Annotated in this window: 11 protein-coding genes; 2 read left to right on the top strand and 9 right to left on the bottom strand. The window is 71.2% G+C overall.

Going from position 1 to position 13461, the window contains the following annotated elements; all coding sequences use genetic code 11:
- Positions 1-189: 189 nt before the first annotated feature.
- The 5 genes from AB0M54_RS24640 to cofD are packed head-to-tail and all read right to left on the bottom strand — an operon-like array spanning position 190 to position 6564.
- Positions 190-2673: a bifunctional FO biosynthesis protein CofGH gene (locus tag AB0M54_RS24640; RefSeq protein ID WP_364473983.1), complete on the bottom strand. Its 2484-nt coding sequence runs from the start codon at positions 2671-2673 to the stop codon at positions 190-192.
- 26 nt (positions 2674-2699) lie between these two features.
- Positions 2700-3254: an NUDIX domain-containing protein gene (locus AB0M54_RS24635; RefSeq protein WP_364473981.1), complete on the bottom strand. Its 555-nt coding sequence runs from the start codon at positions 3252-3254 to the stop codon at positions 2700-2702.
- Positions 3251-4492: a saccharopine dehydrogenase NADP-binding domain-containing protein gene (locus AB0M54_RS24630; protein ID WP_364473979.1), complete on the bottom strand. Its 1242-nt coding sequence runs from the start codon at positions 4490-4492 to the stop codon at positions 3251-3253. The genes AB0M54_RS24635 and AB0M54_RS24630 overlap by 4 nt, the downstream gene beginning before the upstream one ends.
- Positions 4493-4549: 57 nt before the next feature.
- On the bottom strand, positions 4550-5617 hold the full coding sequence (locus AB0M54_RS24625; RefSeq protein ID WP_364473978.1) for a coenzyme F420-0:L-glutamate ligase: 1068 nt from the start codon (positions 5615-5617) through the stop codon (positions 4550-4552).
- Positions 5618-5619: 2 nt separating this feature from the next.
- Complete coding sequence (gene cofD / locus AB0M54_RS24620) at positions 5620-6564, bottom strand: 2-phospho-L-lactate transferase (RefSeq protein WP_364318894.1); 945 nt, start codon at positions 6562-6564, stop codon at positions 5620-5622.
- Positions 6565-6664: 100 nt separating this feature from the next.
- Here cofD and AB0M54_RS24615 point away from each other — a divergent pair, with 100 nt between their 5' ends.
- On the top strand, positions 6665-7732 hold the full coding sequence (locus tag AB0M54_RS24615) for a hypothetical protein (protein ID WP_364473976.1): 1068 nt from the start codon (positions 6665-6667) through the stop codon (positions 7730-7732).
- 113 nt (positions 7733-7845) lie between these two features.
- Here AB0M54_RS24615 and AB0M54_RS24610 read toward each other — a convergent pair whose 3' ends face one another.
- The 3 genes from AB0M54_RS24610 to AB0M54_RS24600 form a co-directional block, all read right to left on the bottom strand.
- Entirely contained in the window at positions 7846-8226 is a 381-nt protein-coding gene (locus tag AB0M54_RS24610) for a DUF1304 domain-containing protein (protein ID WP_364318891.1), read from the bottom strand.
- 139 nt (positions 8227-8365) lie between these two features.
- Positions 8366-9481 (bottom strand): mannose-1-phosphate guanylyltransferase, encoded by a 1116-nt coding sequence (locus AB0M54_RS24605; protein ID WP_364318889.1) that lies wholly within the window; start codon positions 9479-9481, stop codon positions 8366-8368.
- Between the two features lie 25 nt (positions 9482-9506).
- On the bottom strand, positions 9507-10661 hold the full coding sequence (locus tag AB0M54_RS24600) for a glycosyltransferase family 1 protein (protein WP_364318888.1): 1155 nt from the start codon (positions 10659-10661) through the stop codon (positions 9507-9509).
- 170 nt (positions 10662-10831) lie between these two features.
- Between AB0M54_RS24600 and AB0M54_RS24595 the strand changes: the two genes are divergently transcribed.
- Positions 10832-11560: a TIGR03089 family protein gene (locus AB0M54_RS24595; protein ID WP_364318886.1), complete on the top strand. Its 729-nt coding sequence runs from the start codon at positions 10832-10834 to the stop codon at positions 11558-11560.
- Here the strand turns inward: AB0M54_RS24595 and AB0M54_RS24590 are convergent.
- The gene (locus tag AB0M54_RS24590; RefSeq protein ID WP_364473974.1) at positions 11543-13459 is read right to left on the bottom strand and encodes an acetoacetate--CoA ligase; all 1917 of its coding nucleotides are present in this window, start codon (positions 13457-13459) and stop codon (positions 11543-11545) included. The genes AB0M54_RS24595 and AB0M54_RS24590 overlap by 18 nt on opposite strands.
- Positions 13460-13461: the final 2 nt, after the last annotated feature.

Here is a 13461-nt window from a genome sequence, read left to right as displayed (position 1 = left end):
CCCTCCCCCGCAACCCCACCCGAAATTACACGCGTGTAATGCGTGCGTCGTCAAGCCGAACCTGATAAATAGGCCCGTTTCCCCGAGGCGTCCGCACACCTCGTGGTCCCGTTCCAGCCCTATCTGTCAGAGCCGCGCCTTGGTAACGCCGACGCGGCGCATCCCGTCCGATTTTACCCAATTTGTGACTTAGCGTCGCCCGTACACCGTCGTTCGTTCCACCGCCGGGCGACCAACGGTCGCCGCGAGCTCCTTCAACTGGGCGACGGTGCGCGCCGAGCCGTGCTCCGAGCCGGCCATCCGGGAGATGGTCTCCTCCATCAGGGTGCCGCCGAGATCGTTGCAACCGCCGTTGAGCATCTGGCGGGTGCCGTCGTCGCCCAGCTTCACCCAGGAGCACTGGATGTTGTCGATCCGGCCGTGCAGCAGCAGCCGGGCCATCGCGTGCACCACCCGGTTCTCCCGCGGCGTCGGGCCCGGGCGGGCGATGCCGGCCAGGTAGATCGGTGCGTTCGTGTGGATGAAGGGCAGGGCCACGAACTCGGTCAGGCCGCCGGTCTCGTCCTGGATGCGGGACAGCACCCGGAAATGGCCCAGCCACTGGCGCGGGTGGTCGACGTGGCCGTACATCATCGTCGAGCTGGACCGGATGCCGACCTGATGGGCGGTGGTCACCACGTCGACCCAGGCCGCCGCGGGCAGCTTGCCCTTGGTCAGCACCCAGCGCACGTCGTCGTCGAGGATCTCGGCCGCGGTGCCCGGGATGGTGTCGAGGCCCGCCTCCTTGAGGGCGGTCAGCCACTCGCGCACCGAGACGCCGGCCTTGGCCGCCCCGGTCACGATCTCCATCGGCGAGTACGCGTGGACGTGCATCCCCGGCACCCGCTCCTTCACCGCGCGCACCAGGTCGGCGTACGCGGTGACCGGCATCTTGGGGTCGATGCCGCCCTGCATACAGACCTCGGAGGCGCCGTCCCGCCACGCCTCCTCGGCCCGGTCGGCGACCTGCGACACGGACAGCCGGTAGGCGTCGGCGTCTCGCTCGCGCTGGGCGAACGCGCAGAACCGGCAGCCCACGTAGCAGACGTTGGAGAAGTTGATGTTCCGGTTCACCACGTACGTGATGTCGTCGCCGTTGACGTCGCGGCGCACGTCGTCGGCCAGCCGGGCCAGCTCGTCGAGCGCCGAGCCATCCGCGTTGAACAGGGCCAGGGCCTTGTCCTCGTTGGCCTCCAGCAGCAGCGCGGCCGGGTCTTCGGCGGCCAGCTTGAGGCCGGCCAGCACGTCGGTCGGCAGCTTGGGCGCCACGGCGACGTGGGCCGCCACTTCGTCCCAGTCGCCGTAGACGCTGTCGAAGTCGCCGCGCCGGTCGCCGGTCCGGCCCTCGGTGTCGATGGTCTCGAACAGGTCGGTCCGGCCGGTTCCGTACGCGTCGTCCGGCTCCTGCCACGGAAGACCGACCGGCATCGCCTCTTCGTTCGCCAGCCCGTCGGGGCCGGCCAGCGCCGCCACGTGCGCGGCCAGGCGAGGATCGAGCCAGTTCTCTCCTCTTCGGACGTACTCCGGGTAGATCGTCAAGCGCTCCCGAAGGATGAACCCGGACTTTTCCGACAGCTCACGCAGGTGGTCGATGGCCGGCCACGGCCGCTCCGGGTTCACGTGATCGGGGGTGACCGGGGAAACGCCGCCCCAGTCGTCGATACCGGCGCGGAGGAGCAGATCGAACTCGGCGTCGATGAGGTTGGGCGGCGCCTGGATGCGGGCCCGCGGCCCCAGGATGATCCGCGAGACGGCGACCGTGGCGGCCAGCTCGCGCAACTCGGCGTCGGGCATCCCGCGCATCGCCGTGTCGGGCTTGGCGCGGAAGTTCTGGATGATCACCTCTTGGATGTGCCCGTACTCGCGGGCCGTCCGGCGCATCGCGAAGATGGCGTCGGCCCGCTCGGCCGGCGTCTCCCCGATGCCGATCAGGATGCCGGTGGTGAACGGCACGCCCACCCGGCCGGCGTCGTCGAGCACCCGCAGGCGGACCGCGGGCTCCTTGTCGGGCGAGCCGAAATGGGGCTGGCCCTTCTCGGACCAGAGCCGGGTCGCGGTCGTCTCCAGCATCATGCCCATGCTCGGCGCGACCGGCTTCAGGCGCTGGAGGTCGGCCCAGCTCAGCACGCCGGGATTCAGGTGGGGAAGCAGACCGGTCTCCTCGAGCACCGCGATCGCGGACGCCCGCACATAGTCCAGGGTGGAGTCGTAGCCGCGCTCGTCCAGCCACTGCCGGGCCGCGTCCCACCGCTCCTCGGGCCGGTCGCCCAGCGTGAAGAGCGCCTCCTTGCAGCCCTGGGCCGCACCCTCGCGGGCGATCGCCAGCACCTCGTCGCGCTCCAGGAACGCGGCCGGCAGGCGGTGGGGCACGGTCGCGAACGTGCAGTAGTGACAGCGGTCCCGGCACAGGCGGGTCAGCGGGATGAAGACCTTCTTGGAGTACGTGACGACACCCGGCCGCCCCGCCTCCCGCAGTCCCGCGTCACGCACCCCGCCCGCGATCGTCAGCAGTTCGTCGAGCTGCTCCCCGGCGGCGGCCAGCAACGCCTCAGCCTCGCCCGGGTCGATCGCCTTGCCGTCCGACGCCCGGCGCAGGGCACGGCGAACACTTGCCTCGGTAACCTCAGTCACCAATGCAGCCTAGGTCGTATCGGTCGCGATCATGAGTGACGGGCGACACGTGTCAGCGCCGCCTCGATCTGCCCGGTCACGCCGTCGGCCAGCGGGCTGGGCAGCGCGCCCGGGTGGAACCAGCCCAGGGCGGCCGACTCGTCGCTGATCCGCTCGACCGCGCCGGGCGGGGCGATGGCGAGGAAGCGTACGTCGAAATGACGGGTCTGCCCGGTGGGCCGGCACGGCACCGGGTGGATGTCCAGGTCGATCGGGACCGGATCGAACACCAGGCCGGGGATGCCGGACTCCTCGCGCGCCTCGCGGGCGGCCGCCGCCACCAGCGAATCGTCCCCCGGCTCGCAGTGGCCGCCGACCTGCATCCACATGTTCAGCCGGCCGTGCAGGCAGAGCAGCAGGCGGCGGTGCTCGGCTGAAGCTCCGCCATCCGCCAGGATCATCGTGCTGGCCGTGACATGGCCGGGAGCGTGCCGACGGGTCATCGCGACCGGGCCGGCCGCCAGCAGGTCGAGCGTCTCCCGGCCGGCCGGCGTCTGGTCCCAGCTCCGCAACACCCGGACGGCGTCCTCGTACAGCGCGGTCATGCCAGCTTCTTCGCCGAGATCTCGACGCCGGTCGCGCGCAGCCGGTCGACCAGCACGTCGCCCAGCGCCGTGGCCGGGGTGAGCACGCCGCCGTCGGACGGGGGCAGCTTGTCGCGGTCCAGCACCAGCGCCAGGGCCGACTCGCCGAGCATGACCGCGGTGGCCGCGTACCCCGGATCGCCCTTGGCCCGGAACCGGGACCGGTAGCGCGCGCCGGTCGTGGTCGTGGTGAAGATGTCCATCGTGAAGTGACCGTTGCGGCGGGTCTTCTCGTCCGGCCCGGAGCCCGGCTTGGGCAGCACCCGGTCGAGCACGAACCGGGTCGGCGGCAGCGACAGACCGGCCAGCAGCGCACCGAGCCCCACCTTCAGGCCGGCCGCGATGACCGGCGCGGCGGGCGAGGTGCCGGTGCTCTGCGCCTCGCGGTAGCGGAACGAGCGGCCGTACGCCCAGCCGCGCAACGCGTTGCTGCGCCGCACCACCCGGCTGTTGTACGACGCCATCATGAACGGCCCCACATGCCCGCTCAGCGACCGGTCGACCGCCCGGCCCGGCATCGAGACCGCGTCCTCCTGCCGGCCCAGCTCCGGCTCGGCCTTGCGATCCGGACTCAGCGAGTACGCGCTGGCCGCCACCCGCCGCAGGTCACGATCGGCGCGCAGGACATCCACCTGGGTCCGCATCGAGTCGATGGTGCCGCCGCTGAACCCGCCCCGCAGGCTGGTCACGACCAGCGTGGTGTCGGTCAGCTGCCCGGCGTCGTCACCGCGCACCAGCTGATGCAGCACGTGCACGCCCAGGTCGGACGGGATCGAGTCGAAGCCGCACGAGTGCACGATGCGGGCGCCGGTGGACCGGGACATCTCCTCGTTGTCGTCGATGCTCTGCCGGTGGAAGGCGACCTCGCCGGTCAGGTCGACATAGTCGGTGCCGGCCGCGGCGCACGCCCGGACCAGGGTCCGGCCATGCTTGAGGTACGGGCCCACGGTCGTCGCCACCACCTGGGCCGAGGCGGCCAGCTTGGCCATCGCGATCTCGTCGTCGGCCGCGGCCACGATCAGCGGCCAGTCGACGCCCAGCCGGCCACGGAGCTGCTCCAGCTTCTCCCGCGACCGGCCGCCCAGGGCGATCCGCACCCCGTCCGGCCCGTGATCGGCGAGATACGCGGCGACCAGCGCACCCACGAACCCGGTGGCGCCGTAGACGACAAGGTCGTGATCACGCTCATGATCGGTCATGGGAACCGATTGTGCTGGATCGGTCGCGAGGAGGCAGCGCGGGGCCCTTATCCGGCTCTATCCGGCGTCGCGCGGCTCGACCTTTCCGGCGTCGTGCGGCTCGATCAGCACGCCCTCCTCGCCGGTGCGCACGCTCGACGCCACGCCCTCGGCGGCCAGCGCCGCGCGTACCCGATGGATGTCGATCCCCAGCGCGACCCACCCGGCGGGCGACCTCTCCGCCGGCGTCAGCCGAATCCCCCTGGCCGTGACCTCCGCCTCGACCAGTTCCGCCACCGTGGCCAACGCCCGTTCCACCGCCGCCCCAGGTCGCGCCGCAACCGGACCGTCCTGGCTCTGCGCACTCATACGCACCGCCCCGCCGCCCGGCAGCGTGGCCGCCGCGCGCAGGCCCTCGGCCCGGGCCTCGGCCGTGCCCAGCGAGAACATGTCGCTCGCCGCGTCGCGCAGCAGCGTGACCGCGCCCGGCGTCTCGGCCTCGCCCGCGCCCGGGTAGCCGCGCACCACCGCCACCGGCACCCCGTCACACTTGCCCTTGACCAGCTCGCCCGCCGCCGCCAGCTCGTCGATCACGGCCATCTCGGTGAGCTGGAGCTCATTGCCGTACGGATCGATCTCGCCCTTGTGGTCGCGCAGCGGAGCGATCCCGGCGGCGCCCAGCGCGACGTCGGTCAGCCCGAGCCGCCAGGCGCGGCCCATCGTGTCCGAGACGATCACACCGACCCGCAGCCCCCGCCCGGCCAGCGCCGCCCGCAACGCCCGGGCCGACGCGTCCGGATCGGCCGGGAGCAGCACCAGGTGGGTCTTGTCGACGTTCGAGGCGTCGATGCCGGCCGCGGCCATCACAAACCCGTGGTGGGTCTGCACGATCGCCGTCGGCCCCCGCCGCGCCACCACCCGGCTGGTCTCGCCGGCCAGGATCTCCTGCCGGGCCGCCTCACGCTCGGGGCCGTCGGCCGGGACGTCGACCAGCCGGCCCTCCGCCTTCGACACGATCTTGCTGGTCACCACCAGCACGTCGCCGTCCCGCAGCCACGGCGCGGCGGCGGTGATCAGCTCGGCCAGGTCGTCGCCCGCGGTCACGTCACCGATCCCGCGGACCGGCAGAACCTCCAGGCCCTCCATGGTCACCTCACGTCGGCCAGGGTGATTGCTTCCGCAACCATCTTGGCCGTGGCTTCCTCGTCCGTCATCCACAACGGCACCGCGCGGGTGGTGACACCTGGCACATCTTTATTCGTCTCGGTCGAATCGACCAGCCAGCCGTCGAGCAGATCGGCTCCGTAGAGCGCGCCGACGCCGCTCGCGGTGACCTCGACCCCCAGCGTGGCCAGGCACTTGTCGGCCATTCCGCGCACCGGCGAGCCTCCGATGATCGGCGACACCCCGACCACCGGCGCCGGGCCGCCGGCCACCGCCTCCCGGATGCCGGGCACGGCCAGGATCGGCGCGATGCTCACCACCGGGTTGCTCGGGGCCAGCAGCACCACGTCGGCCTTCTCGATCGCCTCGAGGACGCCCGGAGCCGGCTGGGCCGCGTCGGCGCCCACGAAGACGAACCGGTGCGTCGGCACGTCACCGCGGTAACGCACCCACCACTCCTGGAAGTGGATCGCCTTGCGCTCGCCCTCCACGTCCACCACGACATGGGTCTCGAGCCGGTCGTCGGTGGCCGGCAGCAGCGTGACGCCCGGCTGCCAGCGGTCGCAGAGCGCGGCGGTGACCTGGGACAGCGGGAAGCCGGCGGTCAGCATCTGGGTGCGTACCAGATGGGTCCCGATGTCCTTGTCGCCCAGCCCGAACCAGGTCGGCTCGGCGCCGTAGGCCGCCAGCTCCTCCTTGACCGCCCAGGACTCGCCGACCCGGCCCCAGCCGCGCTCCGGGTCGTGCGCCCCGCCCAGCGTGTACATGACGCTGTCCAGGTCGGGGCAGATCTGCAGGCCGTGCATGCGCACGTCGTCACCCACGTTGACCACGGCGGTGACGTCGGCTTTGTTTTCTCCCGCGTACGCCCGTACGCCGGCCAGGAAACGCGCGCCGCCGATGCCGCCGGTCAGGACCGTGATCCGCATGAGTTCATCCTCGCGCACCTGTGGTTACCGGGCCTCCCTGGCCCCTTACGACTACGCTAGGCCGACCCGTCGGACCGATCACTCAACGAGGAGACCCACCGTGACCAGCCAACCGGAGACCCGCTCGGTTCTCCAGCTGCTCCGGCCGCTGCGCGACATCGCCGCCTGGGCCCTGGTGGGGTTGCCGGCCGTCCTGATCTTCGTGTCGATCATCGACCTCATCCCGTTCGGCGACGGCGACACGTTCACCACCCGGACACAGGCCAGCTTCTACGACTTCATCAACCTGGCCACGATCTTCCTCCCGCTGGCCGCCGTGCTGCTCGCGCTGCTCGTCGAGCCCCGCCACCCCAAGGCGCAGCTGATCACGATCATCGCCCTGGCCGAGTACGCGGCGGCCGCCTTCTTCGGGGTGATCTTCGGCTTCCTCGTCGGTCTGATCAACATCGCCGGCTTCAGCGTGCAGAGCGCCCTCCAGGAGCTGCTCGCCCGCGCCGCGTGGCTGGGCCTGCTGGCCGTGGCCGGCTGGGCCATGTACAACGTCTGGCGCGGCCTCTTCCACGTGGCCAAGCCCAAACCCCAGCCCGGCATGTACGGCCAGCCGGCCTACGGCGTGCCCGGCACCTACCCCGGCCAGCCCGGCTACGGCCAGGCGCCCGGCCCCTACCACCCCGGCCAGCCGACCCAGCCCCAGCCCGGTCAGCCCCAGCCGACGTGGAACCAGCAGCCGCCCTCCCATGGCCAGCCGCCGGCTGGTTACGGCCAGCCTCCGGCGTGGGGGCAGCCGTCCTCCGGGCCTCCCGCCCCTGGCACGTATGGCGGCCCGCCCGTGTCCGGCGCTCCCGGCTCCTTCCCTCCGCCGAGCAGCGCCCCGCCGTCGCCCTTCAACCCGCCGGCCAGTGGTGGGCCGTCCTTCCCGCCACCGTCCAGCGGTGGGCCGTCCTTCCCGCCGCCGCCGCCGCCGGCGCCCGGCCAGGCCTTCGCCGAGCCGACCCAGGCGGTCCCGCGCCCCGGCCAGTCCCCGGGGTCCTACGGCCAGCCGACGTCATCCCCGCCGGCCCCGCAGTCTCCGGCCGCCCCCGACCCGTCCTCCGACGACCGCACTCAGATCGTCGGCAACGACCGCCCCGGCTTCGGCCCCGCCAACCAGGACCCGCCCCGCTCCTGACCACGGCGCCCAGGGCGCATCCGACAGACGAAACCGCGAGCCCGGCCGGAACCATCCGGCCGGGCTCGCGCCATCCCACGGCCTCCGCGCCGATCGCACGGCCGCCAGGCCTTTCAGAGGACCGTTGTCAGGATCACGATCAGAGGGGCCGCGCCCTGCAGCGCGACGCTTCGGAGGCGGGACCGGCGTGGGTCGGAGACGAACAGGACGATGGAGGCCAGGAACATGGCGGCGCACCCGAAGAGGGCCAGCGCCCGGCCGGTGGGCTCGTCGCCGGTGTGCAGGAGGATCACGCCGGCGATGGTGCCCGCGGCCAGGAAGAGGTTGTAGAAGCCCATGTTGAAGGCCCACGACCGGACCGCGTCGGCGTTCTCGGGGCGGACCAGGAAGGCGCGCTGCACGAAGGGCCGGCGGAACAGGACGCTTTCCAGCATGAAGAAGACGACGTGGAGCAAACCGGCGATGAGGGCGAAGACCTGTGCGACCGCGTTCATGACCACATCAGATCAGATACCACTCACGCAGAACGAAGGGTGCGCGGCGCCGTTCTGGCCGCGCCAGCGGCCTGGAGCCTCGCGCCCGGCCTCGGGGAGCCGGGAGCGACGGTCAGCACCACCCACCCGGCTACGACATCTAGATGTATCCGAGTTCGCCCAGTTCCTTGAGCTCGTCGACGATGTGTTTCACCTCTTGGGCGCGGTCGCGGGGGCAGACCAGCACCACGTCGGGCGTGTCCACGATGATCAGGTCGGTGACGCCGAGCGCGGCCACCAGGCGGCCGGAGTTCGGGACCACGACCAGGCCCTGGGTCTCGCGGAGGAGGACGCCGGGCTTGGCCAGGCTCTCCTTGCCCAGCACGACGTTGCCGTTGGTGTCGGCGGCCAGCACCTCGCCCAGGGTGTGGAAGTCGCCGACGTCGTTCCAGCCGAAGTCGCCGGGTACGGTGCCGACCCGGCCGACGGCGGCCGCGCCCTCCATCACGGCGTAGTCGACCGAGATGCGTGGGAGCGTGGGCCAGACCTCGCCGAGGACCTCCTCGCGGCGTGGCGTCTCCCAGTCCTGGGCGATGCGGCTGATGCCGGCGTGCAGTTGTGGCTGCTGGCGAGCCAGTTCGGCCAGGAAGACGTCGACCTGCCAGACGAACATGCCCGCGTTCCAGAGATAATTGCCCTGCTTGAGGTATGCCTCGGCGACCTCGTACGACGGCTTCTCCTTGAACTCCTCGACCCCGAGCACGGGCCCGTCGTCGACGACGGCGCCGCATTGGAGGTAGCCGTAGCCGGTCTCGGGGCGGGTCGGCGTGATGCCCAGCGTCATCAGCAAGCCCTGCCGGGCGCCGACCATCGCCTGCCGGACGACGTCGATGAAGCTCGGGTTGTCGGCGATCAGATGGTCGGCGGCGAACGAACCCATGATCGCCGAGGGGTCACGTCGCGCGATGACGGCGGCGGCCAGGGCGATCGCCGCACACGAGTCGCGTGGTGACGGCTCGACCAGGATGTTCTGCACCGGCACGGTGGTCAGTTGCCGGGACACCGCCGCGGCGTGCGAGACCCCGGTGACCACATAGATGTCGGCCGGCGGGACCAGCGGGGCCAGCCGGTCCACGGTGGCCTGGAGCAGTGACGCTTCGGTGCCGGTGAGCGGGTGGAGGAACTTGGGGTGACCGGCGCGCGACAGCGGCCACAGTCGGGTCCCGCTGCCTCCAGCCGGGATCACGGCGAAGAGGCCGTCACGTTGGTCGGTCATGCGCACCGATAGTAATGATGGTTGGTCATGACTGACTGGCCGACACCCGGTTCCACGTGTTGACGTGCACGTCGGCACTGGAGGCCCAGGTGAACTCCTTCGCACGGTCAGCGCCCGCCTTCGCCAGGGTCGTCCGGCGGGGCTCGTCCTGCAGGAGGTCGGCCAGGTCGGTGGCGATCCGATCAGGATCTTCCGTGGTGTACGCCACCGCGTCGCCGCCGACCTCGGGCAGGGACAGGCGGGGCGTGGTCAGCACCGGGGTGGCACAGGCCATCGCCTCGAGGATGGGCAGACCGAAGCCCTCGCCGAAGGACGGGTAGCAGGCCACCAGGGCGCCGCCGAGGAAGCCGGGCAGGTCGGCGTAGCGCAGGTAGCCGGGGCGGAGCAGCCGCAGGTGGGACGGCACCTCGGCCACCGCGCGGTCGATGTCGTCGTCGTGACCCTGCCCGCCGGCCAGCACCAGCGCGGGCGGGCGGGGCCAGTCGGCGACCGCGCGGGCCCAGCCGCGGATCAGGTTGGGCACGTTCTTGCGGGGCTCCTTGGCGCCGAGGAACGCGACGTAGCCGCTGTCGCTCAGGCCGAGCCGGGCCCGGACGCGAGCCTTCTCCTCACCGCTCGGCGCGTGGAAGGCGGCCGGGTCGACGCCGTGGTAGGCCACGTCGATGCGGGTCGGGTCGGCGTCGAGCAGCCGGATCAGCTCGTCGCGGGTGGCCTTGCTGGGCACGATCACCCGGGCGGCGCGGCGCAGCGAGGTCTTGATCGCGCTGCGGAAGAACGTGCGTTTGGTGTTCTCGTAGTGCTCGGGCTCGGTGAAGAACGTCGCGTCGTGGACGGTGACGGTCACCGGGCAGCCGGCGCGCAGCGGGCACGTGTAGAACGGCGAGTGGATCACCCTGGCGCCGACCTGCTGGGCGAGCAGCGGGAGGCCGGTCTGCTCCCACGCCAGCCGGGCCGGGCGGTGGGCGATCGCCGCGGGGCCGGCGATGACCTCGGCTGCGGAGAGCATGCGGCTGTAACGCTCCGCATCCGTCCGCTGGGCGATGACGACGAGATCAAGACGCTCCGGGGTGAGCCGGCCGAGCTCGCCGAGCAGTCCGTCGACGTATCTCCCGACACCTCCGCGATCGGCGGGGACGCTGGTGGCGTCGACGAGCACTCGTGGGGGGCGACCGGCGGTCACGAGGCAACTCCCAAATTTGTCGGCCAAATCACTCGCAAGAGTACGCCCGAAATGCATCACCCGGATGACGGCGGTGGCGCGTCGAGGCAACGGTATGGCCGTTCGGATGACAGCGTTGTCCACGGGTTGGTACGCGATGACGGAGAGTGACACCGCTATCGTCAATGTCGATGACCGACACCTTCTTGGCCGCGTTTGCCGACGCCGTCCGCCGCGATGCCACGGCCCCGCTGATCACCTACTACGACGACCACTCCGGCGAGCGCGTCGAGCTCTCCGGCGCGACGCTCGACAACTGGGTCTCGAAGACCGCGAATCTGCTGGTGGACGGGGTCGGTCTGGGCCAGGGCGACACGGTGGCCGTGGTGCTGCCACCGCATTGGCAGGCTGCGGCGATCACGCTGGGGGCGTTCACCGCCGGCCTGGCCGTCGACCTGGGGTCCGACCCACAACCCGTGGAGGCGGTTTTCACCTCGCTGGAGCTGACCGAGCGGGCGTCGGCCTGGCCGACGTCGGAACGTTACGTCACCGGGTTGCTACCGTTCGCGCTCGGTTTACACACCCCGCCGCCGGGTTTTGTCGACTATCCGACTGAGGTCCGGACGCACGGCGACCACTTCCGCCCGATTCAGCCGGTCCTGGCCAACGACGCCGCGCTGGCCGGTCCGATGGAGATGAGCCACGAAGACCTGGCCGAAGCGGCCACCGCCCGGGCCGAGGAGTTGGGCCTCAAGGCCGGCGACCGGGTGCTGGTCGACGCGTTCGCCCACCCCGACCCGCTGGACTGGCTGTTCGCGCCGATCCAGCGGGGCGCCACGGTCGTGCTCTGCGTCAACCTCGACCCGATCGGCGTCGACCACCGGATGACCACCGAGAAGTGCTCACTGCTGCTGTCGTGACCGGGCGAACTCCTCGAACTCCTGAAGGGACGCCGGGTTCACCAGCGCGCCCGCCGCGGCGGCCGACGACGCCGGCGTCCCGGTCAGGATCCGCTTGACCGGGACCTCCAGCTTCTTCGCGGACAGGGTGCGGGGCACCGCGCGTACCTGATGGATCTCGTCCGGGACGTGCCGCGGTGACAGCGCCGCACGCAGCTCGCGCCGGATCCGGCCGCGCAGCTCGTCGTCCAGCTCGAGGCCCTCGGCGAGCACCACGAAGAGCAGCAGCTCGTCGCCACGCTCGTCCAGGTGCACGACGACCGAGTCGGTGATCGCGTCGATGTTCTCCACCACCGAGTAGAACTCGGCCGTGCCCAGCCGGACGCCGCCCCGGTTCAGCGTCGCGTCCGAACGCCCGGTGATCACGCAGCTGCCGTCCGCGCCGATCGTGATCCAGTCGCCGTGCCGCCAGACGCCCGGGAAGACGTCGAAGTACGCCTCGCGGTAGCGGCTGCCGTCCGTGTCGCCCCAGAAGCCGACCGGCATGCTCGGCATCGGCGCGGTGATCACCAGCTCGCCCAGCTCGCCGATCACCGGATTGCCGGTCGGGTCGTACGCCTCGACCTTGGCCCCGAGCGCACGGCAGGAGATCACCCCCGACACCACGGGCAGCAGCGGCACCCCGCCGACGAAGCCGGTGCACACGTCGGTGCCGCCGGACAGCGACTGGAGCTGCAGATCCTTGCCGACGTGCTGGTACACCCAGTCGAAGCCCTCCGGCGGCAGCGGCGCCCCGGTCGAGCCGACGGCTTTGATCTGATTGGCCGGCACCTCGATTCCCGCCTTGCGACAGGCCATCAGAAAAGGCGCGGACGTCCCGAAATAGGTGACGTCCGGCAGCTCCCACAGGCTCGTCAACGCGGGGTACCCGGGATTGCCGTCGAACATCACGATCGCCGCGCCCACCGCCGGGGCGCTGACCAGGAAGTTCCACATCATCCAGCCGGTCGTGGTGAACCAGAAGAAGCGGTCCCCCGGGCCCAGGTCGTGATGCAGGGCCAACATCTTGAGGTGTTCCAGCAGGATGCCGCCGTGCCCGTGGACGATCGGTTTGGGCAGGCCGGTGGTGCCGGAGCTGTAGAGGACGTAGAGCGGGCTGTCGAAGGGCACCGCTTCGTACGCCATCGGTTCGTCTTTCTTCAGCTCCTCGAAATCGCCGCCGCCGTGCAGGTAGCCGATCGTCACCAGGTGTTCGACCGACGGCAGCGCGGCCCGGATCGCGGCCACCTCCTCGCGCCGGTCGATGTCCTTGTCGCCGTACCGGTAGCCGTCCACCGCGACCAGCACCTTCGGCTCGATCTGCCGCCAGCGGTCGGTGACGCTGCGGGTGCCGAACTCCGGGGCGCACGACGAGAAGACCGCGCCGAGGCTGGCCGTGGCCAGGAACAACACGTAGGTCTCGGGGATGTTCGGCGCATAAGCCGCAACTCGGTCACCCTTGCCCACGCCGAGACCTTTCAGCCCCGCCCGGACCCGCCGGACCTCCTCGCGCAACTGCCGGGCCGTGAGGGTGGTCGCGCTCCGGGTCTGCGAGTACGCCCAGACGACCGGATCGTCATCAGCCAGCCCCGGCATCCGCAGAACATGCTCGGCATAGTTCAGCGTCGCCCCCGGGAACCAGCGCGCCCCCGGCATATTTTGATCGCCCAGCGTGTCCGTCGGCTCGTCATGCGCCACGATCGCGAAGTAGTCCCAGATCGACCGCCAGAACCCCGGAAGATCCGACACCGACCACGCATAAAGGTCGCCGTAATCCGAAAAATCCAACCCAGGGTCGTCCCGCAGCCACCGAAGGTAATGCCCGATGCGAGCCGTTTCGCGTACGTCAGCCGGAGGACTCCACAACACCGCACCCGTCATGA

Source organism: Actinoplanes sp. NPDC051470 (assembly GCF_040682035.1).
Taxonomy (GTDB): domain Bacteria; phylum Actinomycetota; class Actinomycetes; order Mycobacteriales; family Micromonosporaceae; genus Actinoplanes.
The sequence above is the reverse complement of the archived record's forward strand: the minus strand, read 5'-3'. Positions and strand labels throughout refer to the sequence as shown.